Below are 21,494 nucleotides of genomic sequence, written 5' to 3'. Positions count from 1 at the left end.
CCGCGCCGCACGCCCCGATCCACTCCCGAGCGAGGAGGCCATGCGTACCCCCCGTAGGACCCCGAGAGCCGGCGCCGAGACGCCGCCCGTGCGCGGTCGTCGCGCGCACGCCGGACCACCCGCCGACGAACTCTTCGACGATCCCCTGGATGCCCCGTCGGAGGACATACCCCCGCGCGCGGGACGATGGCGGATGCGCCCCCGCACCGTACGGGCCAAGATCGTCTGCCTCCTGATGGTGCCGGTCGTCTCCCTGCTCGCCCTGTGGGCGTACGCCACCGTCAGCACCGCTCAGGACGTCTCCCGGCTACGGCAGTTGCAGCGTGTGGACTCCGAGGTGCGCAGCCCCGTTGCGGCGGCCGTGGCGGCGTTGCAGGCCGAGCGGTCGGCCGCCGTGCGCTACGCGACCGACCCCGACTCCGAACAGAGCGGCTACTTGAGGAAGTTGGCGGCGGACACGGACCAGGCGGTCGCCCGGTTGCGGCTCGGCGACGACAACACCGTCGCCGACGGCGAGGAACTCCCGGCCGGAGTCGCCCGACGTCTGGAGGCCTTCGTCACCGGAGCCGAGCAACTGCGCTCACTGCGGACCGACGTGCTCGGCCACCGCGCGGGATGGGGCGAGACGTACGGGCAGTACACGAAGACCATCGCGACGGCCTTCGCCGTGGGCGGGGCCCTCACCGGAATCCAGGACGCCGAACTCGGGTCCGACGCGCGCGTGCTCCTCGAATTCTCCCGGGCCGGCGAATCGCTGTCCCAGGAGGACGTGATGCTGGCCGGCGCCCGTCTCGACGGCAGGCTCGACAGGGAGCGGCTGAGGCTGTTCACCGGCGCCGTCAACACCCGCCGCACGCTGACCGACTCCGCCGTCGCGGATCTGCGCGGCTCCCAACGCACCGCATGGCAGCACCTCGCCGACACCAGCGCCTACACCGAGGTCGGCACCATCGAGGACAAGGTGCTCGCCACCAACTCCGCAACCCGGGCGATCGCAGCGGCTCCGGACACCACCTGGAACAGCGCCCACGCACGCGTGCGGGACGGCATGCGCTCCATCGAGTCGGACGCGGGAAACGGGGTCGCCGACCGCGCCGATCCGTTCACCCGGGGGCTGCTCACCTCCGCCGGTGCCGCGGTCCTCCTCGGTCTCGCCGCCGTCATCGCGTCGCTCGTCATCTCGGTACGCATCGGACGCGGTCTCGTCGTCGAACTCGTGAGTCTGCGCAACGACGCCCTGGGGATCGCCCGTCACAAACTCCCCGAGGCCATGCGGAGACTGCGCGCCGGAGAGGAGATCGACGTCAGGACGGAGGCCCCGTCCGGGTCGCCCTCGGAGGACGAGATCGGACAGGTCACGGAGGCCCTGGGCACCGTGCACCGCGCCGCCCTGCGGGCCGCCGTCGAACGCGCCGAACTCGCCAGCGGCATCTCGGGGGTCTTCGTCAACCTCGCCCGCCGCAGTCAGGTCCTGGTGCACCGTCAACTCAGCCTTCTGGACAGCATGGAACGCCGCTCCGAGGACCCGAACGAACTGAGCGACCTCTTCCGCCTCGACCACCTCACCACCCGCATGCGACGGCACGCCGAGAGCCTGATCATCCTCTCCGGAGCGGCACCCGGCCGGGCCTGGCGCATGCCGGTCTCCCTGACCAACGTCGTCCGCGCCGCCGTCTCCGAGGTCGAGGACTACGCGCGCGTGGAGGTACGCCAACTCCCCGAGGCGGCCGTCGTCGGCGCGGCCGTCGCCGACCTCACGCACCTGCTCGCCGAGATTGTGGAGAACGCCGCCCAGTTCTCGCCGCCGCACACACGCGTGCGTGTCACCGGTGAACCCGTGGGCAACGGCTACGCCGTCGAGGTCGAGGACCGGGGCCTGGGCATGGGCAAGGAGTCCCTGGGCGACGCCAACCGCCGCATCGAGCAGTCCGAGGCCCTCGACCTCTTCGACAGCGACCGGCTCGGCCTCTTCGTGGTCAGCAGGCTCGCCGCCCGCCATGGCATCAAGGTGCACCTGCGGACCTCGCCTTACGGCGGTACGACGGCGGTCGTCCTGCTGCCGACGGCGCTGCTGCACGGCGGCGCGGCGGAGCGTTCCCCCCGTGCGGCGGTCGAGGACGGGGAGCGGGCCGTGGAACGCGAGTACGCGCGCGTGCCCACCGCGGCCCAGCACCAGGAATTTGTCCCGGCCCCGGTCGACCGGCCCGCCCTGTCGGCCTCCGCACGGGTCGCTGCCGAGCCGGCGAACGACACCCCGCCCCCCGGAGTGACCACCTTGCGACTGCACCGTCCCCCCGAGGACACCGAAGGGACCGAGGACAGCGACGACCTCCCGCGCCGCGTACGCCAGGCGAACCTCGCCCCCCAACTCCGCGAACAGCCCACCGCGGAACGGGAACAGGCGCCGTCCGCCGCACGCGACGAGCGCCGCACCCCGGAGGTCGTACGGGACCGGATGTCGGCCTACCGCGAAGGCTGGACGCGCGGTGGCGGCAGGCAACCGGGCCGTGGCGCCACCCCAGGCCCCGCAACGGGCAGTGACAGCAGCGAAGGAGACCTCACGTGATCCAGGACCCGAGCATGGGGGCCGCCGGGCGGTCCGGCGAACTCGACTGGCTGCTGGACGACTTGGTGCTGCGCGTGAGCGAAGTACGCCATGCCGTGGTGCTGTCCAACGACGGCCTCGCCGTCGGGGCGTCGACCGATCTCAAGCGCGAGGACGCCGAACACCTCGCCGCCGTCGCCTCCGGATTCCACAGCCTGGCCAAGGGTGCGGGGCGGCACTTCGGGGCCGGCGGAGTGCGGCAGACCATGGTGGAGATGGACGACGGATTCCTGTTCGTGGCCGCCGCCGGCGACGGCTCCTGCCTCGCCGTCCTCACCGCCGTCACCGCCGACATAGGCCTGGTGGCGTACGAGATGGCACGACTGGTCAAGCGCGTCGGCGAGCATCTCTACACGCCGCCGCGCGTCGGTGCGCGGCCGCCCGCAGCCGGATGAGGCGAGAGGGCGGTCCGCTCCGATGACCGAGGACATGATCGGCGCCCAGCACGAACCGGGCAGCCAGTGGTACGACCAGGAAGCCGGGCCTCTCGTCCGCCCCTACGCGATGACGGGCGGACGTACCAAACCCGGCCCTACGGGAGTGCGTTTCGACCTGATCGCGCTCGTCACGCTGGACACGGGTGCGCCCGACTTCGACGACGACACCGGGCTCGGACCGGAACACCGGGCACTCGTCGACCTGTGCCGCACGGAGACGCAGTCCGTCGCCGAACTCGCCGCCGGAGCGGACCTCCCTCTGGGAGTGGTCCGGGTGCTCCTGGGCGACCTGCTGGAACTCGGCTGCGTCACCGTCAGCCGCCCGGTGCCACCCGCTCAGCTGCCCGACGAACGGATCCTGCGCGAGGTGATCGAAGGACTACGGGCACTGTGACGAAACTTCAGAACCACTCGAACGCGTACGACGCCTACTTGTGCACCCTTTCGCTCGCCGAACGGACACAAGACGGTCGCATCGGTCAAATAGCGGTCCAATCGCCCAGGAGGAGCCCGCACTTGCCACGATGCACACCTACGGACGTCGAGCGTTGCCGGCACTCCCGAGAGAAGTGATCGATGGTCTCCGAGCACTCCGAGCACTCCGAGCACTCCGACGCCGAGGACGGCGAGACGACCGCCCTGGCGTTGAAGATCCTGGTCGCCGGCGGGTTCGGCGTGGGCAAGACCACCATGGTGGGCGCGGTCAGCGAGATCAGGCCGCTGCGCACCGAGGAACTGCTCAGCGAGGCCGGCCAGTTGGTGGACGACACCGACGGCGTGGACCAGAAGGTCACGACGACCGTCGCCATGGACTTCGGCCGCATCACCATCAGGTCCGGCCTCTCCCTCTATCTGTTCGGCACCCCGGGCCAGGACCGTTTCTGGTTCCTGTGGGACGAACTGTCACAGGGTGCCCTGGGGGCCGTCGTTCTCGCGGACACCCGGCGGCTCGAGGACTGTTTCCCGGCCGTCGACTACTTCGAGCACCGGCACATCCCGTTCGTCGTGGCCGTCAACTGCTTCACGGGCGCCCGCAGTTACGGCGCCCGTGACGTCTCCCGCGCGCTGGACCTCGATCAGGGAACGCCCGTGGTCCTCTGCGACGCCCGTGACCGCGACTCGGGGAAGGAGGTGCTGATCCGGCTCGTCGAGTACGCCGGGCGGATGCACACCGCCCGGATGCTCGACTCGGTGGGCTGACCCGGAGCTCTCACTCCGAAATGCCCTTCTGGGCCAGGACCTTCCCGACCGTGACGCGGACAAGGAGTTCACCCGGAACCCCGTTGCGGGCGCCGAACTCCTCGGCGCGCTCCTCGCCCATGTACCGGGCCGCGATCCGGGTGGCCCAGTACCGGAGTTCGCCCGGTTCCTCCGACAACTCGGCGCGCCCTTGCAGCACCACGAAGTCGAACGGCGGTCGATCGTCGTCCACGCAGAGGGCGACTCTCCCATCACGGGCCAGATTGCGCCCTTTTACCGTTTCCTTCGCGGTGTTGAACACCACATCGTCTCCGTCCAGCAGGAACCAGATCGGAGCGACATGGGGGCTCCCATCGGCGCGGACGGTCGACAGCTTCCCGGTGCGCGTGCCGTGCGAGACGAACGCCCGCCATTCCTCGTCGGTCATCTTCTGTGCCATGCCCCCATCCTCCTTGCTGGGGCGTCGGCGGTGGGGAAGGCTGACGGGAGATCCTCCGGCCAGGGGGAGAGGCGACACGGGGAGGCCGGAACATGGCGCAGAACCAGGGACTGGGCTGGCTGCTGGACGATCTGACCGAGCGTGTCGAGCACGTACGCCACGCGCTGGTCCTGTCCAACGACGGACTGGTGACGGGTGCGAGCACCGGACTGCGTCGTGAGGACGCCGAACACCTCGCCGCCGTGTCGTCCGGACTGCACAGCCTGGCCAAGGGCTCGGGACGCCACTTCGGCGCGGGCGGGGTGCGCCAGACGATGATCGAGTTCGACGACGCCGTCCTGTTCGTCACCGCGGCGGGCAGCGGCAGTTGTCTGTGCGTCCTCAGCGGCGCGGACGCGGACATCGGCCAGATCGCCTACGAGATGACACTCCTCGTCAACCGCGTCGGCGAGCATCTCGGCGTGGACGCCCGACAGCCCGAACGAACCCCCGTAACAGACCTCTGACCTGCGCGTTCGTCGACTTCCGCCGAGTTATCCACAGGCCTGGCACGAGATCTGCCGAACCGGTTACGGTTTGTTCATCGCGAGCGCACACAGCGTGAGCAATGGACTCCGCGGGGGAGATCGACCATGGCAGGAAACACCATCACCAAACCGTCGGACCTCTCGTGCGCGCCCAGTCGCGCGGCACGAGAACTCGGCCTCAAGCGAGGCGAGTTCGACCTCGCCGTACATCTCGGGCGCATCCGCACCGTGCCCGACGAAGGAGGAGGTGGCGGCCGACGCGTCGCTCGCGCCGAGATCGACCGGCTGCGCGCGGTGGACGGGTTCCCCGAAACACTTCTGGAAAGCGTCAGGACCGTGGGCACCACGGACGGCGCGGCCCTCATGGAGGTCACCGCCGCCAGGTTCACCCGCCTCGCCCGGCTGGGACTGGTGGTACCGGTGAAGTTCTATCTGAACCGCTATCGGGCCGTGGTCTGGCTCTATCTCGCCGAAGAACTACGGCAGTTCGCGGCCGACAAGAACCACACCGCGCTGCTCAACGGCCGCACGCCCGAGCGGCTGAGGGACCAACTGCGGGCCGGCCTGGATCTACGGCCCCGCAACTGGCGCGGACGGCATCTGGGATTCCTGCTCCGCCAGGCCGACGACCCGTGGGAGCGCGCAGGCGCCCTGGCCGCGCTGCTCGACTTCGTCCAGGTCGCGGAAGTCGTCCAGGACCCTTACGAGCGCGCCCACTTGAACCGGTTCCGGCCCGACCCGCCCGCCCACGGGGCTCCCGGCTCACCCGCCGCCCACCTCGCGGAGCGGATCATGACGGCGGAGGACCCGGACGAGATCAGCTGGTTGCGGGCGGATCTGACCCAGGTGCTGGACGAGGCGCGCAGCCACCGCCCCGCACCACGGCAGACGGTCGAGGCGGCCGCACCATGGCTGACCGTCGAGACGGCCGGACCGCCCTCGTCCGTCGAAACGGCCGGACCATCCTCCTCCGCCGAACAGGCAGGACCGCTCCCGTCCGCCGAATCGGCCGGACCACTGCCGTCCCCGGGCGGGCACCCGCCCGAGCCGGCTCCGGAGCCCGAGCGATCACGCGGCATGTTGGGCTGGCTGCGTCGCAGAAAGGTGTGAACCGCAGCGCGCATCGACCGGCTACAGGGCCCTGAAAAGCCCTTCCTGGACGACCGAGACGATTAGGCGTCCCTCCCTGTCGTAGATGCGCCCGCGGGCCAGGCCGAGGCCGCCCGTCGCGATCGGGGACTCCTGGTCGTACAGGAACCACTCGTCCGCGCGGAACGGCCGGTGGAACCACATGGCGTGGTCCAGGGACGCCATGTCGAAGCTCCGTGGTCCCCACAGCGGTTCGACGGGGATACGGACGGCGTCAAGGAGCGTCATGTCGCTGGCGTACGTCAGCGCGCAGGTGTGCACCAGCGGATCGTCGCCGAGCGGCCCGACCGCGCGCATCCACACGGCGCTGCGCGGCTCGGCGTCCTTGATCTCCTCGGCGCTCCAGCGCAGCCCGTCCGCGTACCGGATGTCGAAGGGCTGACGGCGTGCCATCCGCTCCAACTGCTCGGGCAGCACGCCCAGATGGGCCCGGACCTCCTCCGACACCGTCGGCAGGGACTCCGGGTCCGGGACCTCGCGGGCCGGCAGTTGGTGCTCGAAAGGACCTTGCTCAGGCTTGTGGAAGGAGGCGGTGAGATTGAAGATCGTGCGGCCCTGCTGCACGGCGGTGACCCGACGGGTGGTGAACGACCGCCCGTCCCGTACCCGCTCGACCTGGTACACGATCGGCACGCCCGGCCGGCCCGGGCGCAGGAAGTACGCGTGCAACGAGTGCACGGGCCGGTCGCCCTCCGTGGTGCGCCCCGCGGCGACCAGCGCCTGGCCCGCGACCTGGCCGCCGAAGACCCGCTGCAGGGACTCGTGCGGGCTGCGGCCACGGAAGATGTTGACCTCGATCTGCTCCAGGTCGAGCAGGTCGACGAGCCGCTCTGCCGGGTTGGTCATGGGTGGGATTCTCCTGTGCTCACAGCTGTCCGACGTCGGTGACACGGACGACCGCACGGCCCTCCGTGTCGGAGGCCGCGAGATCGATCTCCGCGCTGATGCCCCAGTCATGATCGCCGTTCGGGTCGGCGAAAATCTGTCGAACGCGCCACAGGCCGTGCTGCGGCTCCTCCTCGATGAGCAGGAGCTTGGGCCCGCGGGCGTCGGGGCCGGTGCCGAGGTCCTCGTACTCGTCCCAGTACTTGTCCATCGCCTCGCCCCAGGCATCCGCGTCCCAGCCGGCCTCGGCGTCCATCTCGCCCAACTCCCCGACATGGTCGAGGGCGGCGAGCTCCACGCGGCGGAACATCGCGTTGCGCACCAGGACCCGGAAGGCGCGGGCGTTCGCTGTGACCGGCTTGACCTGGTCGGCCTTCTCCTGGGCCTCCTCGGCGGTCATCTCCGCCGGGTTGGCCAGTTGCTCCCACTCGTCGAGCAGGCTGGAGTCGACCTGGCGCACCATCTCGCCGAGCCAGGCGATCAGATCCTCCAGGTCCTCGGACTTGAGGTCGTCCGGAACGGTGTGGTCGAGGGCCTTGAAGGCACCGGCGAGGTAGCGCAGCACGATGCCCTCGGTGCGGGCCAGCTCGTAGTACGAGGTCAACTCCGTGAAGGACATGGCCCGTTCGTACATGTCCCGGATCACGGACTTCGGGGACAGCGGGTGATCGCCGACCCACGGGTGGCTCTTGCGGTACGTGTTGTACGCGTGGAAGAGCAACTCCTCCATCGGCTTGGGGTAGCTGACGTCCTGGAGGCGCTCCATGCGGTCCTCGTACTCGACGCCGTCCGCCTTCATCGCGGCCACGGCCTCGCCACGCGCCTTGTTCTGCTGGGCGGCCAGGATCTGCCGCGGGTCGTCCAGCGTGGACTCGACGACGGACACCATGTCCAGCGCGTAGGACGGCGATTCGGGGTCCAGCAACTCGAACGCGGCGAGCGCGAAGGTCGACAGCGGCTGGTTGAGGGCGAAGTCCTGCTGCAGGTCGACCGTGAGGCGCACGATGCGGCCCTCGGCGTCCGGGGTGTCGAGCTTCTCGACGATGCCGCCGTCCAGGAGCGAGCGGTAGATGGCGATCGCACGCCGGATGTGCCGCAACTGCTGCTTGCGCGGCTCGTGGTTGTCCTCAAGGAGATGCCGCATCGCGTCGAAGGCGTTGCCGGGCCGGGCGATCACCGACAGCAGCATCGTGTGCGTGACGCGGAAGCGGGACGTCAGCGGCTCCGGGTCGGAGGTGATGAGTTTCTCGAAGGTGCCTTCCGACCACCCGACGAAGCCCTCGGGAGCCTTCTTGCGGACGACTTTCCGGCGCTTCTTCGGGTCGTCGCCCGCCTTGGCGAGCGCCTTCTCGTTCTCGACGACGTGCTCGGGAGCCTGGGCGACCACCAGACCCGCCGTGTCGAACCCCGCACGTCCGGCGCGGCCCGCGATCTGGTGGAACTCACGGGCGCGCAACGTACGCACCCGAATGCCGTCGTACTTGGCCAGGGCCGTGAACAGCACTGTGCGGATGGGCACGTTGACGCCCACCCCCAACGTGTCCGTACCGCAGATGACCTTCAACAGGCCCGCCTGCGCGAGCTTCTCCACCAGACGCCGGTACTTGGGCAGCATGCCGGCGTGGTGCACACCGATGCCGTGCCGTACGTAACGGGAGAGATTGCGGCCGAACTTGGTGGTGAAGCGGAAGTTGCCGATCAGCTCGGCGATCTGGTCCTTCTCCTCGCGCGAGGACATGTTGATGCTCATCAGCGCCTGCGCCCGCTCCACCGCCTGGGCCTGGGTGAAGTGCACGATGTAGACCGGCGCCTGCCTGGTCTCCAGCAGCTCGGTCAGCGTCTCGGTGAGCGGAGTCAGTTTGTACTCGTAGGACAGCGGCACCGGTCGGATCGCCGAGCGGACCACCGAAGTGGGGCGCCCGGTGCGGCGGGTGAGGTCCGTCTCGAACATCGCGACGTCGCCGAGCGTGGCCGACATCAGGATGAACTGCGCCTGCGGCAGCTCCAGGATCGGGATCTGCCAGGCCCAGCCGCGGTCCGCCTCCGCGTAGAAGTGGAACTCGTCCATGACGACCTGGCCGACGTCCGCGTGCTTGCCGTCGCGCAGCGCGATCGACGCGAGGACCTCCGCGGTGCAGCAGATGATGGGCGCGTCCGAGTTGACGGACGCGTCTCCGGTCAGCATGCCGACGTTCTCGGTGCCGAACATCTTGCACAGCTCGAAGAACTTCTCCGAGACCAGCGCCTTGATCGGGGCGGTGTAGAAGGTGACCTCGTCCCGGGCCAGCGCGGCGAAGTGCGCACCGGCGGCGATCATGCTCTTGCCGGAGCCGGTGGGCGTCGACACGATCACGTTCGCACCGGAGACCACCTCGATCAGCGCCTCCTCCTGATGGGGGTAGAGCGTGAGACCGCGCTCCCGGGCCCACGACTCGAAGGCTTCGTAGAGGGCGTCGGGATCTGCGGTCGGCGGCAACTGGTCGATGAGGGTCACGACCCCATCTTGCCTGGCGCCGTGGCCGATGGGGGAATCGGCTGCGGGGACGAAGATCGCTGCCGCTACGCTGTGTCGCCGACACAGTGTCAGGGCGCCCGAGCAACTGACCGGCGGCGTAAGAGGAATGGGGCGGGGAACGGCCATGATGGGACCAGCACACTCACTGTCGGGAGCGGCGGCATGGCTCGGCGTCGGAGCGGCGACCGCCGCGGCCGGGCATCCGATGCCCTGGCCGGTGATCCTGGTCGGCGCACTGATCTGCGCCGGCGCGGCGCTCGCCCCGGACCTCGACCACAAGGCGGCCACCATCTCCCGGGCCTTCGGCCCCGTCTCCCGGACCGTGTGCGAGGTCGTCGACAAGCTGTCGTACGCCGTCTACAAGGGGACCAGGAAGCAGGGCGACCCGCGCCGCAACGGCGGGCACCGCACCCTCACCCACACCTGGCTGTGGGCGGTCCTGATCGGCGCGGGAAGTGCGGGCGTGGCGATCCTGGGCGGTCGCTGGGGAGTGCTGGCGATCCTCTTCGTGCACATGGTGCTGGCCATCGAGGGACTGCTGTGGCGGGCGGCCCGCGGCTCCAGCAGCGACATCCTGGTGTGGCTGCTGGCGGCGACCAGCGCGTGGATCCTCGCCGGAGTGCTGGACAAGCCGGGCAACGGTTCGGACTGGCTGTTCACGGACCAGCACCAGTACCTGTGGCTGGGCCTGCCGGTCGTGCTGGGCGCGCTGGTGCACGACATCGGGGACGCGCTGACCGTCTCCGGCTGCCCGATCCTGTGGCCGATCCCCTTGGGCCGCAGGCGCTGGTACCCGATCGGGCCGCCGAAGGTGATGCGGTTCCGCGCGGGCAGCTGGATCGAGCTCAAGGTGCTGATGCCGGTGTTCATACTGCTCGGGGGAGTGGGCTGCGCGGCGGCGCTCAACGTGATCTGAGGCCCGGCACCGGTTCCGGCGTCGGCGCGGTCAGTGGCTCACGCCCCGCCGGAACCCTCGCCCGCCCCGCCGCCGTAGCGCCGCTCGAACTGAGCGATGCGGCCCTCCGAGTCCACCGTCCGGGCCTTGCCGGTGTAGAAGGGATGGCTCTCCGAGGAGATCTCCACGTCCACGACCGGGTAGGTCTCGCCGTCGTCCCACTCGATGGTCCGGTCGCTGGTCGCGGTGGACCGGGTCAGGAAGGCGAATCCGGCGGCGCGGTCCCGGAAGACCACGGGGTGGTAGTCGGGCTGCTTGTCCTGCTGCATGGCTGCTCCTCCTGCGGCGCTGGTGCGGTTGACGGCGGCGGGCCGGCGAGATCAGCCGTAGAGGGAGTCCTCGTCCTCGTCGACGATGTGCATCGCGGCCTCCTCGGCGGAGGCGGCGGCGCCGTCGATGCCCACGTCCGTGGCGATCAGGGCGCTCTCCTCGTCCTCGTGCGCCCCCTCGTCGGGTGCCACGAGCCGGCCCGAGCGGGTGTCGCCGACCTCGATGTCCAGGAGTTCGCCGTCGGTGTCCTCGGAGTCGCCGAGGCCGTCTCCGTCGGGCACCGCGAGGTCCGGGATCTCCTCGGCGAGGCGCTGGTCGAGCGTCTCTCCGTGCTGACGCTCCGCGGCCGTCACGTCGTCGCGTTCCACCGCCCAGGGGCGGTCCGGCGGGGACCAGCCGCGGTCGAGGGGGTCCTCGACGCCGTCGGCCACCAGGGTGTCCTCCGCGTCGAGCAGACCCGCGTCGTCCTGCACCTCGGATCCGTCGGGCTGGTAGACGTCGTCTCCCCATCCGTCGACGCTGTTCACGGCTACCTCCAGGTGGTGGGGACCGGCCCGTTCTCACCGCGCTCGGCGGCGGGTCGCCGCTGTGCGGGGCACAGGCGACGCCCGGCACGGACCACATGGTCCCCGGGCACTTCCCGAACCGGTGCCACTCCCCAGCCTTCCACCCCTTTTCCCCCGCGCGCAACGGCACACGTCCGGTTCCGGCACAGTCAAGCGCCCCAAAAGGGGCGCGGGGAACGGCGCGCCCAGCCCCCACCGACCCGCAGCCAAGCGACGACCCTCCCCGCCCAGCCCCCACCGGCCCGCAGCCAAGTCACGTCCCTCCCCGCCCAGCGACGTCCCTCTCCGCCCAGCCCCCACCGCCCCGCAGGCAGGCCACGTCCTTCCCCGACCAGTACCCCCCACCGACCCGCGGACCAATCACCCCACCCCGCCCAGCCCACTCAACCCGCCCGCAGATCAGCCACCGCTCCACCAGCGGAGCTACCCGTGCCAGGACCGCCAAAGCGCCGCGTACGCCCCCTCCGCCGCCACCAACTCGTCATGGCTGCCCAGTTCGCTGATGCGGCCGTTCTCGACGACGGCGATGACGTCCGCGTCGTGGGCGGTGTGCAGGCGGTGGGCGATCGCGACGACCGTGCGGCCGTCGAGGACACGGGCCAGGGAGCGTTCCAGATGACGGGCCGCGCGCGGGTCGAGCAGCGAGGTCGCCTCGTCCAGGACCAGCGTGTGCGGGTCGGCCAGCACCAGCCGGGCCAGCGCGATCTGCTGGGCCTGGGCCGGGGTGAGCGCCAGCCCGCCCGAGCCGACCTCGGTGTCCAGGCCGTCGTCGAGGGCCCGCGCCCACGCGTCCGCGTCGACCGCGCCCAGCGCCGCCCACAGCTCGGCGTCCGCCGCGTCGGTCCGGGCGAGCAGGAGGTTGTCGCGCAGGGAGCCCACGAAGACGTGGTGCTCCTGGTTGACGAGGGCCACGTGGGAGCGGACGTGTTCCGCGGTCATCCGGGAGAGTTCGGCGCCGCCGAGGGTGATCCGGCCGTCCCGGGGTGCGTAGATCCCGGCGAGGAGCCTGCCCAGGGTGGACTTGCCCGCGCCCGACGGGCCGACCAGGGCCAGCCGGGTGCCGGGCGCGACCTCCAGGGACACCTTGCGGAGCACGTCGACGCCCTCGCGGTAGCCGAAGTGCACCCGGTCCGCGTGCACGTCCCGGCCCTCGGGGGACAGTCCGGCGTCGCCGGCGTCGGGCTCGATGTCCCGGACGCCGACCAGCCGGGCCAGCGAGACCTGGGCGACCTGGAGCTCGTCGTACCACCGCAGGATCAGGTTCACCGGGTCGACGAGCATCTGCGCGAGCAGGGCGCCCGTCGTCAGCTCGCCCACCCCGATCCAGCCGTTCAGGACGAACACCCCGCCGAGCATCAGGACCGAACAGAGCACCGTGACATGAGTGACGTTGATGACCGGGAAGAGCACCGACCGCAGCCAGAGCGTGTAGTTCTCCCAGGCGGTCCACTCCTTGACGCGGCGCTCCGAGAGGGCGATCCGCCGGTCGCCGAGGCGGTGTGCCTCGACGGTGCGGCCGGCGTCCACGGTCTCTGCGAGGGCCGCGGCCACGGCGGCGTACCCGGCGGCCTCGGAGCGGTAGCCGGCCGGTGCGCGCTTGAAGTACCAGCGGCAGCCGATCACCAGCACCGGCACCGCGATCAGCACGGCGGGCGCCAGCGACGGCACGGTGACGACCAGACCGCCGAGCAGCAACAGCGCCCACACCACACCGATCGCCAGTTGCGGCACGGCTTCCCGCATCGCGTTGGCCAGCCGGTCGATGTCGGTGGTGATGCGGGACAGGAGGTCGCCGGTGCCCGCCCGTTCCAGGACGCCCGGGGGCAGCCCGACCGACCGGACGAGGAAGTCCTCGCGCAGGTCGGCCAGCATCCGCTCGCCGAGCATCGCGCCGCGCAACCGCACCTGATGGATGAACACGGCCTGGACGACGAGCGCGACCGTGAACACCCCGATGGTCAGGCCCAGATGAAGTTCCCGCGCTCCGTCCGACACCCGCTCGACGAGATCACCGAGCAGATAGGGGCCCACCATCGAGGCGACCACGGCGACCGTGTTCACGCCGACGAGAAGGAGGAAGGCACGGCGATGCCGGTGGAACAGTTCGGACACGTAGGCCCGTACGGTCGCGGGGGCGCCGACCGGCAGCGTGTTCGCCGTGGTCGGGGCCGCCGGGTCGTAGGCCGGGGGCGCCACGCCGATCATGCGCTCTCCTCGATTTCTTCCAGTGCGCTCCGCAGCGCGGCTTCGTCGTCCAGGGCATCGTCGCCGGACAAGGCATCCCGCAAGGAGGCTTCGTCGTCCGAGGCACCCCGCAGGGAGGCCTCGTCGTCCGTCGGCGGGCCGCCCCGCGACGCGGACTCCTCCTCGGTCTCGCGCGTCACCACGGCCCGGTACCGGGGCTCGCTCCGAAGCAGGTCGCGGTGGACGCCGACCGCCACCACCGCACCCTCGTCCACCAGCACGACCCGGTCCGCGTGGTCCAGGAGCAGCGGCGAGGAGGTGAACACCACCGTGGTCCGGCCCGCCCTCAACTCCCGTACGCCGTCGGCGATCCGGGCCTCGGTGTGGGAGTCGACGGCGGAGGTCGGCTCGTCCAGGACCAGGACCTCCGGGTCTGTGATCAACGACCGCGCCAGGGCGAGCCGTTGGCGCTGGCCGCCGGAGAGGGAGCGTCCGCGTTCGGTGATGCGGGCGTCCATCGGGTCCTCGGTGTCGAGCGAACCCTGGGTGAGCGCCAGCAGCACGTCCCCGCACTGCGCGGCGGCCAGGGCCTCCGCCGCGCCGACCGCACCCGAGGCGGGCACGTCGAGCAGCTCGCGCAGCGAACCGGACAGCAGCACCGGGTCCTTGTCCTGGACGAGGACGGCGGTGCGCGCCGAGTCGAGGGGCAGTTCGTCGAGCGGTACGCCGTCCAGGAGCACGGAGGTGCCGGCCTCGGCGGGATGTCCGCCGAGGCGTTCCGCCAGCCGTCCGGCCGCGTCCGGGTCCCCGCAGACCACGGCGGTGAGCCGGCCGGAGGGAGCCAGCAGACCGGTGTCCGGGTCGTACAGATCTCCGGCGGGAACCTCGGCCGCCCGCGTTCCCCCGGTGTCGGTGACCCGCTCCAGGGACAGCACGTGCGCGGCGCGCTTGGCCGAGGGCCGGGAGAAGGAGTACGCCATGGCGATCTCCTCGAAGTGCCGCAGCGGGTAGGACATGATCATCACCGCGCTGTAGACGGTGACCAGTTCGCCGACCGTGACCCGGCCCTGGCGGGCGAGTTGCACACCGTGCCAGACGATCACGATCGGCAGCAGACCCGGCATCAGCACCTGGATCGCGGAGATGACCGCCCACATCCGGGCACTGCGCACGGCGGCGTGACGGACCTCCTGCGAGGCCCGGCGGTAGCGGTCGAGGAACAGTTCCTCGCCGCCGATGCCGCGCAGCACCCGCAGTCCGGCGACGGTGTCGGAGGCGAGCTCGGTGGCGCGGCCCGCCTTCTCGCGCTGCACGTCGGCGCGCCGGGTGGCGCGGGGCAGCAGCGGCAGCACGGAGATCGCTAGCACGGGCACACCCACGGCGACGACGACACCGAGCGCGGGCTGGTACACGAACAGGCCGACGCACACGATGACGATCGTCAGCGCGGCGGCCAGGAAGCGCGACAGCGCCTCCACGAACCAGCCGATCTTCTCGACGTCCCCCGTGGACACGGCCACGACCTCACCGGCGGCGACCCGCCGGGTCAGCGCCGAGCCGAGGTGGGACGCCTGGCGGGCCAGCAGTTGCTGGACGCGGGCGGCGGCCGTGATCCAGTTGGTGACGGCGGTCCGGTGCAGGAAGGTGTCGCCCACGGCGATGCCCGCCCCGCACACCAGCATCAGCCCGCCGGTCAGGGCCAGCCGGCTCCCGGAGCGGTCGACCACGGCCTGCACGGCGAACCCCACACAGAACGGCAGCGCGGAGACGGACACGAAGTGCAGCAGCCCCCAGGCCAGGGACTTGAACTGTCCACCGAGCTGATTCCGGCCGAGCCACCACAGGAATCGAGGCCCCGAGCGCGCGTCCGGCACACCCGGGTCGGGATACGGAAGGTCTTGAATCTGCATGACGTCCCAGTGGCTCTTGTCAGGCGGGAAGGGGGCGGGGGAAGGAGGGAACCGCGGAACGCGGCAACAAACCGTGAAAGGTTCGCGTCGCAGCGTGGTCGGAAGCAAGGGGTTTTACCGGCCGGGGGTCAGAACCGGCGTTCACCCATCAGGGGCGAGATGTCCGTGACCTCACACAATGCCGCTGAATGCGATGTGACCATGGCCGAATGCAGAGTGGCGGCACACGACGTGCGACGGTCGCGATGGCGGCTCTCGGTTCCCTTCTGACGATGACGACCCTGTCCGCGTGCGGAAGCGCGCACACCGGACACCCCGGCGGCCGGGAGGGAGGACCCGGCGCACCGGCGTCCCACCCGAGACCGGCCACCACCACCGTCCCGGACCCGACCCGCATCCCGGACGTCGGCGACCGGCTCCAGCGCGCCCTCCCCGCCGACACGGGCCAGGTTCTCGCGGTCTACGGCGACGGCGAGGACTCCCCGAACTCCACCGCCGTGCTGTTCACCAAGCACGGTTCCACCTGGCACCGGGACGCCAGTTGGCCCGCCCACAACGGCAAACGGGGCTGGACCACCGGCCACCACCTCGACGACAAGCGCAGCCCCGTCGGCGTGTTCACGCTGACCGCCGCGGGCGGTGTCCTCGACGACCCCGGCACCGAACTCCCTTACTCCCAGGACGAGTCGTACGAGGCGCCCCGCGACTGGGACGAGTCGCACTGGCACGACTTCGACTACGTCATCGCCATCGACTACAACCGCGTCCCGGGCACCCCGCCCGACGACGGGGAGCAGCCCGAGGGCGAGGACAAGGGTGGCGGGATCTGGCTGCACCTGGACCACGGCAGCGGTACGTCGGCGTGCGTCAGCCTGTCCAAAGAGGCGATGGAACATCTGCTGCGCACGCTCGACCCGGACCGGCATCCCGTCGTGCTGATGGGGGACAGGGCGCACCTCAAGGGGTAGGACACCGCCCATGAGAAGCCGGATAGTCATGTCCATGCTCGCCGGAGCAGCCCTCCTGGCGAGCACCCTCCTGGGGGCAGGCCCCGCCCAAGCGATCGACACGAAGGCCCAAGTCGCCGACGTCCCCGCCGAGTTCGGCACCGACTGGCACGACCCCCTCACCGCCGCCCCGCCCATCGCCAAGCCCAGGACGAAGTCCTGCCAAGTCACCCTCGCCGACACCGAGTTCCGCGACTTCACCCCGTACCGGGGCACCTACACACCACCCACGGCCTGCGGCGACCACTGGAGCAAGGTCGTCCTGCGCCTCGACGGCACGGTCAAGGGACGTCAGTACGACCGGCTCGGCTATCTGCACGTCGGCGGCGTCGAGATCCTCCGTACCTCGACGCCGGAGCCCTCGCCCGACGGCATCGCCTGGTCCGTCGAGAAGGACGTCACGCGCTACAGCCCCACCTTCCGCGGCACGCAGGACGTCGAGATGCTCATCGGCAACGTCGTCGACGACACGTACACCGGTGTCATCGGCGTCAAGGCCACGCTGACGTTCTACGAGGGCAGACCCGCGACGGCGCAGACCCCCGACCGCGTCCTCACCCTCGCCGCCGACTCCACCCTCACCACCCCGCGCAACAGCGAACGCATCGTCGCCGAGGTGTACGCCACCGGATCCGGCGGCGGCTGCGAGGAGTTCTGGTACCTCGCGGTGCCCGACTCGGCGCCGTACTCCTGCCAGGCCGACAAGGGCCCCTACCGCGAGGTGCAGATCAAGGTCGACGGCCAACTCGCGGGAATCGCCGCCCCGTTCCCGAACGTGTGGACCGGCGGCTGGTCCGACCCCTTTCTCTGGTACGTCATTCCGGGCCCCCGCGCCTTCGACGTGAAGCCGATCGAATACGACCTCACCCCCTTCGCCGGGCTGCTCAACGACGGTCGCCCGCACCATGTCGACGTCTCTGTCGTGGGCGTGCCCGAGGGGCAGAGCGGCTGGAGCGCGCCGGTGAACGTGCTCGTCTGGCAGGACGCGCAGCGCGCCCAGGTCACCGGGAAGCTCATCCTCGACCGGGCGGGCGAGCTCGCCAACTCCTCGACGTACACGCCCGGTTCGGAGGAACGCGTGGACACCGACGCGGGCCATCGGCTGACCGTCGCCGGGTACGTCGACACCTCGCACGGCCGGGTGCGGACCACTGTCGACCGGACGCTCGCGAACACCTCCGTCCACCGTTGGACCGACGGCGAGAACACGGACGGGCTCGACGCGACCTGGACGGACGACGAGTCCGTGACCGTAGACGGGCGTGGACCGGCCCGGACGACGGCCACGCACCGGACGTACACGATGAACGGTGCGACGACGATCGGGACGGACGACCGGCTGCGTACCGTTCTCACGCTGGGCGACCGGGCGGCGGTCGTCGACACGCGGGACGGGCGGCGGACCGGGTGGTCGCGGCTCGACGACACCTACAGCGGGGACGCGACGTACACGCTGAATGTGCCGCGCGACCAGCGGCACGCGGTCGGGACGTCGAGTGAGCGCTACCGGCTGTACGGCTCGAAGGGTTGCTACGACCGTTCGTTGAGGACCGCGCAGGGGGTGCTCACCGAGGACCGAAACGGCTGCTGAGGTGTTCTGCGTGCGACGCGTCACTCGGGCGCGTGTTTTACACGGCTGTCACACGGAGGTTTTCCGGGGGATCAACAACGGCTCCAAGGTATCCACTTGGAAGCCGCTTTCCGTATCGCAGAAGTCACCCCACTCGACTTCCGTGAACGACCGTCCCCCTCAAGGAGTGCCCGTGCCGCCGTCCGTCCCGCCTCTGCCGCGACGCGTCGCACGCATATTGCGTACCTCTCTCTTCGCGCAGGTCGCCTGCGCGCTCGTCCTCGGAATCCTCGTCGGAAAGCTGTGGCCGGACGTGGCCACCGACCTTCAGCCCCTCGGCGACGGATTCACCCGGCTCATCAAGACGATCATCTCGCCGCTCGTGTTCTGCGTGGTCGTCGTCGGCATCGCCAAGGCCGGTGACCTCAAGGCCTTCGGCCGGATCGGCCTCAAGGCGCTGATCTGGTTCGAGGTCGCGAGCACCGCCGCGCTGATCATCGGTCTCGTCCTCGCCAACGTTGTCCAGCCCGGCTCCGGGATGCATGTCGACCCGGCCACCCTCAACACCTCGGCGGTGGACGCGAAGACGGGCGGCGGCTCGCTGCCCTCGACGACCGAGTTCATCGTCAACGCGCTCCCGACCAGCTTCATCGGCGCCTTCGCCGAGAACTCCCTGCTCCAAGTCCTCATCCTGGCCTGCCTGGTGGGCGCCGCACTGCTCCACCTCGGCCACACCAAGGTGCCGCAGGTCCTGCCCGCGATCGAGCAGGCGCAGGAGATCATCTTCGCGATCGTCGGCTTCGTGATGCGACTCGCCCCGCTCGCCGTGTTCGGCGCGATGGCCGTCCTCGTCGGCCAGTACGGGCTCGGCGTGATGAAGACCTACGCCAAGTTGATCATCCTCTGTTACGTCGCCGCCGCGCTCTTCCTCACGCTGCTCGCCGTCGCGCTACGGCTGGTCACCGGGCTCAGCCTCTGGAAGTTCCTCCGCTACATCCGCGAGGAGATGCTCCTCGCGCTCGGCACCGCCTCCACCGAGTCCGTCATGCCGCGCGTGATGCAGAAGCTGCGCAAGGCCGGCGCCCGGGACGACGCGGTGGGCCTGGTGCTGCCCACCGGCTACTCCTTCAACCTCGACGGCGCCTCGCTCTACCTCTCCATCGGCACACTGTTCATCGCCCAGGCCGTCGGCGTCGACCTCAGCCTCGGTGAGCAGATCACCGTCGTCCTGGTGCTCATGCTCACCAGCAAGGGCATGGCCGGCATCCCTGGCTCGGCCTTCCTCGCCCTGTCCGCGACCGCGTCCTCGCTGGGCGCGATCCCGGCCGGCGCGGTTGCCCTGCTCCTCGGCGTGGACCGCATCATGGACTCGATGCGCGTCGTCACCAACCTCCTCGGCAACTGCGTCGCCGTCTTCGCGGTCTCCCGCTGGGAGGGCGCACTCGACATCGATCGGGCGAAGAAGGTCCTCGACGGCGAGATCACGGCCGTAGAGAACGATGGTGTCGAGAACGATGTGGTGGAGGCGGATCCGGAGGTCCCCGCGCGGCTCGTCAAGGAACCGGCCGCCGAGGCCAGTTGAGAGCTGTCGTGACGGGTCGCGGCTCCTGGTCCATCGGAATCCATGGGAATCCAGCGGATCGGTGGGGAGTCGCGGCCCGTTCTCCTATGCGTGGTCGACGAGGTCGGCCGGGTAGGGCTGGTCGAAGTCGGCCGACTGGCTCACCTGTGCCCACGCCGCCGCCTGGGCGATCTGGTCGCGTGAGTAGCTCTGCGCCATCTCGACGGCAACGGCTCCCAGGAGGAGGTGGGAGGGGAGGTTCGGCTGCTTGACGATCCGGACCAGGATCTCCCCGGCGCGCTTCGGGTCACCCGCGGCGGTCACGCGACCGTCGAAGAGGCGGATCAGCGCGCCGACGGTCTCGTCGTACTCCGACGGCACCTCCGGGATCTGCATCGACGAACCGGCCCAGTCGGTCGCGAACCCGCTCGGTTCCACGACGAGGTACCTGATGCCGAACGGCGCGGTCTCGGCCGCGAGCACCCGCGTGAAGCCGTCGACCGCGAACTTCGCCGCCTGGTACGAACCGAGCCCGGGGTTCCCGCCGACCCGGCCACCGACGGACGAGAACTGTACGACCGTGCCCGCGCCCTGCGCCTTGAGGAACGGGAGCGCCGCGATCGAGACGTTGTAGACCCCCCAGAAGTTCGTGTCGAACTGTCGGCGGAAGTCGTCCTCGGGGGTCGTCTCGACGGGGGAGAGGTTGGCGTATCCGGCGTTGTTCACGACCACGTCGATCCCGCCGAAGCGGTCGACTCCCGCCTGTAGAGCCGCCGTTGCCGCTGTCCGGTCGGTGACGTCGAGTGCGACCGGCAGGACGCGGTCGCCGTACTCCTCCACGAGGTCGTCCAACTGCTCCGGCTTGCGTGCCGTGGCGACGACCCGGTCGCCGGCCTCCAGGGCCGCGACGGTGAGGTTGCGGCCGAAGCCGCGGGACGAACCGGTGATGAACCATGTCTGAGTCATGGCTCTAGCAAAACACTGTTTCGTTATTGGTGCAACCGGGTTGCGCTATGCTCTGCGTCATGAGCACGCCCGGTCCCCAACGCGCCCGCAGTGCGGCGGCCAAGCAGCAGCGAGAGCGAGCGATCCTCGACGCCGCACGGTCCCTCGGTGCCGAACGCAGCGTGCGTGAGGTCACACTCACGGACATCGCCGCCGCCGTGGGCATGCACAAGTCCGCCATGCTGCGGTACTTCGAGACCCGGGAGCAGATCTTCCTGGCGCTGACCGCCGAGGGCTGGGAGGACTGGTCGGCGGTGCTCCGCGCGCGGTTGGGGGAACTCGCCGACGGGGACTCCGACGCGGTCGCCGCCGTCATCGCGCGGTCGCTGGTCGAGCGGCCGTTCTTCTGCGACCTGCTCGCCCAGGCGCCGTTGAACCTGGAGCGCAATGTCTCACTCGAGTCGGTGTACGAGTTCAAGACGGTCGCGCTCGGCGAAGTCGCCGCCGTGGCAACCGAGTTGTGCCGGATGCTCGCCATCACCGAGCGCTCGGCCATCGATGTGATCGCCACGGCGACGAGCATGGCCGGGGCGCTGCTCCAGATGGCCGCCCCCGGTACCCGCCTCCGTACGCTCTACGAAACCCGCCCCGAGTTGGCGCACGCGCTGGTCGACGTCGAACCCCAACTGACGCGCATCCTGGCCGCGTTGCTGACAGGCCTGGGCGCCACTACGACGCCAACGCACCCTTCCGCAAAGGCGTGATCTGA

The 21,494-nt window shown here is 70.3% G+C and carries 19 protein-coding genes; 11 read left to right on the top strand and 8 right to left on the bottom strand.

Annotated elements, in window-relative coordinates; all coding sequences use genetic code 11:
• Positions 1–40: 40 nt before the first annotated feature.
• The 4 genes from ACIRRY_RS15005 (at position 41) to ACIRRY_RS14990 (ending at position 4,242) form a co-directional block, all read left to right on the top strand.
• Positions 41–2,566, top strand: a complete 2,526-nt coding sequence (locus tag ACIRRY_RS15005) for a nitrate- and nitrite sensing domain-containing protein (RefSeq protein ID WP_403972178.1) — start codon at positions 41–43, stop codon at positions 2,564–2,566.
• Positions 2,563–3,000 carry a roadblock/LC7 domain-containing protein gene (locus ACIRRY_RS15000; protein WP_403972176.1) on the top strand — a complete coding sequence of 146 codons (438 nt, stop codon included), beginning with the start codon at positions 2,563–2,565 and terminating at the stop codon, positions 2,998–3,000. The genes ACIRRY_RS15005 and ACIRRY_RS15000 overlap by 4 nt, the downstream gene beginning before the upstream one ends.
• Before the next feature lie 22 nt (positions 3,001–3,022).
• Complete coding sequence (locus ACIRRY_RS14995) at positions 3,023–3,436, top strand: DUF742 domain-containing protein (protein ID WP_403972174.1); 414 nt, start codon at positions 3,023–3,025, stop codon at positions 3,434–3,436.
• A gap of 182 nt (positions 3,437–3,618) precedes the next feature.
• Positions 3,619–4,242 carry a GTP-binding protein gene (locus tag ACIRRY_RS14990; protein WP_403972172.1) on the top strand — a complete coding sequence of 208 codons (624 nt, stop codon included), beginning with the start codon at positions 3,619–3,621 and terminating at the stop codon, positions 4,240–4,242.
• A gap of 10 nt (positions 4,243–4,252) precedes the next feature.
• Here the strand turns inward: ACIRRY_RS14990 and ACIRRY_RS14985 are convergent, their stop codons facing one another.
• A complete protein-coding gene (locus tag ACIRRY_RS14985) occupies positions 4,253–4,681 on the bottom strand; it encodes a PPOX class F420-dependent oxidoreductase (protein WP_403972170.1) in 429 nt (142 codons plus the stop codon).
• A 92-nt stretch (positions 4,682–4,773) separates the two neighbouring features.
• Between ACIRRY_RS14985 and ACIRRY_RS14980 the strand changes: the two genes are divergently transcribed.
• Both ACIRRY_RS14980 and ACIRRY_RS14975 read left to right on the top strand, forming a co-directional pair.
• On the top strand, positions 4,774–5,187 hold the full coding sequence (locus tag ACIRRY_RS14980) for a roadblock/LC7 domain-containing protein (RefSeq protein ID WP_200676984.1): 414 nt from the start codon (positions 4,774–4,776) through the stop codon (positions 5,185–5,187).
• A gap of 126 nt (positions 5,188–5,313) precedes the next feature.
• Positions 5,314–6,318 carry a DUF6397 family protein gene (locus ACIRRY_RS14975; protein ID WP_403972168.1) on the top strand — a complete coding sequence of 335 codons (1,005 nt, stop codon included), beginning with the start codon at positions 5,314–5,316 and terminating at the stop codon, positions 6,316–6,318.
• Between the two features lie 21 nt (positions 6,319–6,339).
• Here ACIRRY_RS14975 and ACIRRY_RS14970 read toward each other — a convergent pair whose 3' ends face one another.
• Both ACIRRY_RS14970 and ACIRRY_RS14965 read right to left on the bottom strand, forming a co-directional pair.
• The gene (locus tag ACIRRY_RS14970; RefSeq protein ID WP_403972166.1) at positions 6,340–7,203 is read right to left on the bottom strand and encodes an acyl-CoA thioesterase; all 864 of its coding nucleotides are present in this window, start codon (positions 7,201–7,203) and stop codon (positions 6,340–6,342) included.
• Between the two features lie 19 nt (positions 7,204–7,222).
• Entirely contained in the window at positions 7,223–9,736 is a 2,514-nt protein-coding gene (locus tag ACIRRY_RS14965; protein WP_403972164.1) for a DUF3516 domain-containing protein, read from the bottom strand.
• 145 nt (positions 9,737–9,881) lie between these two features.
• Here ACIRRY_RS14965 and ACIRRY_RS14960 point away from each other — a divergent pair, with 145 nt between their 5' ends.
• Positions 9,882–10,673, top strand: a complete 792-nt coding sequence (locus ACIRRY_RS14960) for a metal-dependent hydrolase (RefSeq protein ID WP_403972162.1) — start codon at positions 9,882–9,884, stop codon at positions 10,671–10,673.
• A gap of 38 nt (positions 10,674–10,711) precedes the next feature.
• Here the strand turns inward: ACIRRY_RS14960 and ACIRRY_RS14955 are convergent, their stop codons facing one another.
• From ACIRRY_RS14955 to ACIRRY_RS14940, 4 genes are all read right to left on the bottom strand, one after another.
• Complete coding sequence (locus ACIRRY_RS14955; RefSeq protein WP_200682453.1) at positions 10,712–10,981, bottom strand: type B 50S ribosomal protein L31; 270 nt, start codon at positions 10,979–10,981, stop codon at positions 10,712–10,714.
• A gap of 51 nt (positions 10,982–11,032) precedes the next feature.
• A complete protein-coding gene (locus ACIRRY_RS14950; RefSeq protein WP_403972160.1) occupies positions 11,033–11,509 on the bottom strand; it encodes a DUF5709 domain-containing protein in 477 nt (158 codons plus the stop codon).
• 462 nt (positions 11,510–11,971) lie between these two features.
• On the bottom strand, positions 11,972–13,753 hold the full coding sequence (locus ACIRRY_RS14945) for an ABC transporter ATP-binding protein (protein WP_403972158.1): 1,782 nt from the start codon (positions 13,751–13,753) through the stop codon (positions 11,972–11,974).
• Positions 13,750–15,642 carry an ABC transporter transmembrane domain-containing protein gene (locus ACIRRY_RS14940; protein ID WP_403972156.1) on the bottom strand — a complete coding sequence of 631 codons (1,893 nt, stop codon included), beginning with the start codon at positions 15,640–15,642 and terminating at the stop codon, positions 13,750–13,752. The genes ACIRRY_RS14945 and ACIRRY_RS14940 overlap by 4 nt, the downstream gene beginning before the upstream one ends.
• A gap of 209 nt (positions 15,643–15,851) precedes the next feature.
• Here ACIRRY_RS14940 and ACIRRY_RS14935 point away from each other — a divergent pair, with 209 nt between their 5' ends.
• From ACIRRY_RS14935 to ACIRRY_RS14925, 3 genes are all read left to right on the top strand, one after another.
• A complete protein-coding gene (locus ACIRRY_RS14935; RefSeq protein WP_403972154.1) occupies positions 15,852–16,610 on the top strand; it encodes a L,D-transpeptidase family protein in 759 nt (252 codons plus the stop codon).
• Positions 16,611–16,620: 10 nt separating this feature from the next.
• Positions 16,621–18,240 (top strand): peptide-N4-asparagine amidase, encoded by a 1,620-nt coding sequence (locus ACIRRY_RS14930; RefSeq protein ID WP_403972152.1) that lies wholly within the window; start codon positions 16,621–16,623, stop codon positions 18,238–18,240.
• Between the two features lie 172 nt (positions 18,241–18,412).
• Positions 18,413–19,801, top strand: a complete 1,389-nt coding sequence (locus tag ACIRRY_RS14925; RefSeq protein WP_403972150.1) for a cation:dicarboxylate symporter family transporter — start codon at positions 18,413–18,415, stop codon at positions 19,799–19,801.
• Between the two features lie 84 nt (positions 19,802–19,885).
• Here the strand turns inward: ACIRRY_RS14925 and ACIRRY_RS14920 are convergent, their stop codons facing one another.
• The gene (locus ACIRRY_RS14920; RefSeq protein ID WP_403972148.1) at positions 19,886–20,746 is read right to left on the bottom strand and encodes an SDR family NAD(P)-dependent oxidoreductase; all 861 of its coding nucleotides are present in this window, start codon (positions 20,744–20,746) and stop codon (positions 19,886–19,888) included.
• Between the two features lie 59 nt (positions 20,747–20,805).
• Here ACIRRY_RS14920 and ACIRRY_RS14915 point away from each other — a divergent pair, with 59 nt between their 5' ends.
• Complete coding sequence (locus ACIRRY_RS14915) at positions 20,806–21,489, top strand: TetR family transcriptional regulator (protein WP_403972146.1); 684 nt, start codon at positions 20,806–20,808, stop codon at positions 21,487–21,489.
• Positions 21,490–21,494: the final 5 nt, after the last annotated feature.

This window comes from Streptomyces sp. NPDC101776, from assembly GCF_044766845.1.
GTDB lineage: Bacteria > Actinomycetota > Actinomycetes > Streptomycetales > Streptomycetaceae > Streptomyces.
This window is presented reverse-complemented; position numbering and strand designations above follow the sequence as displayed.

Bases quoted from the DNA above. Each gene is read 5' to 3' on its own strand.
- ACIRRY_RS15005 (WP_403972178.1), top strand. From the start codon at position 41: ATGCGTACCCCCCGTAGGACCCCGAGAGCCGGCGCCGAGACGCCGCCC.
- ACIRRY_RS14995 (WP_403972174.1), top strand. From the start codon at position 3,023: ATGACCGAGGACATGATCGGCGCCCAGCACGAACCGGGCAGCCAGTGG.
- ACIRRY_RS14990 (WP_403972172.1), top strand. From the start codon at position 3,619: ATGGTCTCCGAGCACTCCGAGCACTCCGAGCACTCCGACGCCGAGGAC.
- ACIRRY_RS14985 (WP_403972170.1), bottom strand. From the start codon at position 4,681: ATGGCACAGAAGATGACCGACGAGGAATGGCGGGCGTTCGTCTCGCAC.
- ACIRRY_RS14980 (WP_200676984.1), top strand. From the start codon at position 4,774: ATGGCGCAGAACCAGGGACTGGGCTGGCTGCTGGACGATCTGACCGAG.
- ACIRRY_RS14975 (WP_403972168.1), top strand. From the start codon at position 5,314: ATGGCAGGAAACACCATCACCAAACCGTCGGACCTCTCGTGCGCGCCC.
- ACIRRY_RS14970 (WP_403972166.1), bottom strand. From the start codon at position 7,203: ATGACCAACCCGGCAGAGCGGCTCGTCGACCTGCTCGACCTGGAGCAG.
- ACIRRY_RS14960 (WP_403972162.1), top strand. From the start codon at position 9,882: ATGATGGGACCAGCACACTCACTGTCGGGAGCGGCGGCATGGCTCGGC.
- ACIRRY_RS14955 (WP_200682453.1), bottom strand. From the start codon at position 10,981: ATGCAGCAGGACAAGCAGCCCGACTACCACCCCGTGGTCTTCCGGGAC.
- ACIRRY_RS14945 (WP_403972158.1), bottom strand. From the start codon at position 13,753: ATGATCGGCGTGGCGCCCCCGGCCTACGACCCGGCGGCCCCGACCACG.
- ACIRRY_RS14940 (WP_403972156.1), bottom strand. From the start codon at position 15,642: ATGCAGATTCAAGACCTTCCGTATCCCGACCCGGGTGTGCCGGACGCG.
- ACIRRY_RS14935 (WP_403972154.1), top strand. From the start codon at position 15,852: ATGCAGAGTGGCGGCACACGACGTGCGACGGTCGCGATGGCGGCTCTC.
- ACIRRY_RS14930 (WP_403972152.1), top strand. From the start codon at position 16,621: ATGAGAAGCCGGATAGTCATGTCCATGCTCGCCGGAGCAGCCCTCCTG.
- ACIRRY_RS14920 (WP_403972148.1), bottom strand. From the start codon at position 20,746: ATGACTCAGACATGGTTCATCACCGGTTCGTCCCGCGGCTTCGGCCGC.
- ACIRRY_RS14915 (WP_403972146.1), top strand. From the start codon at position 20,806: ATGAGCACGCCCGGTCCCCAACGCGCCCGCAGTGCGGCGGCCAAGCAG.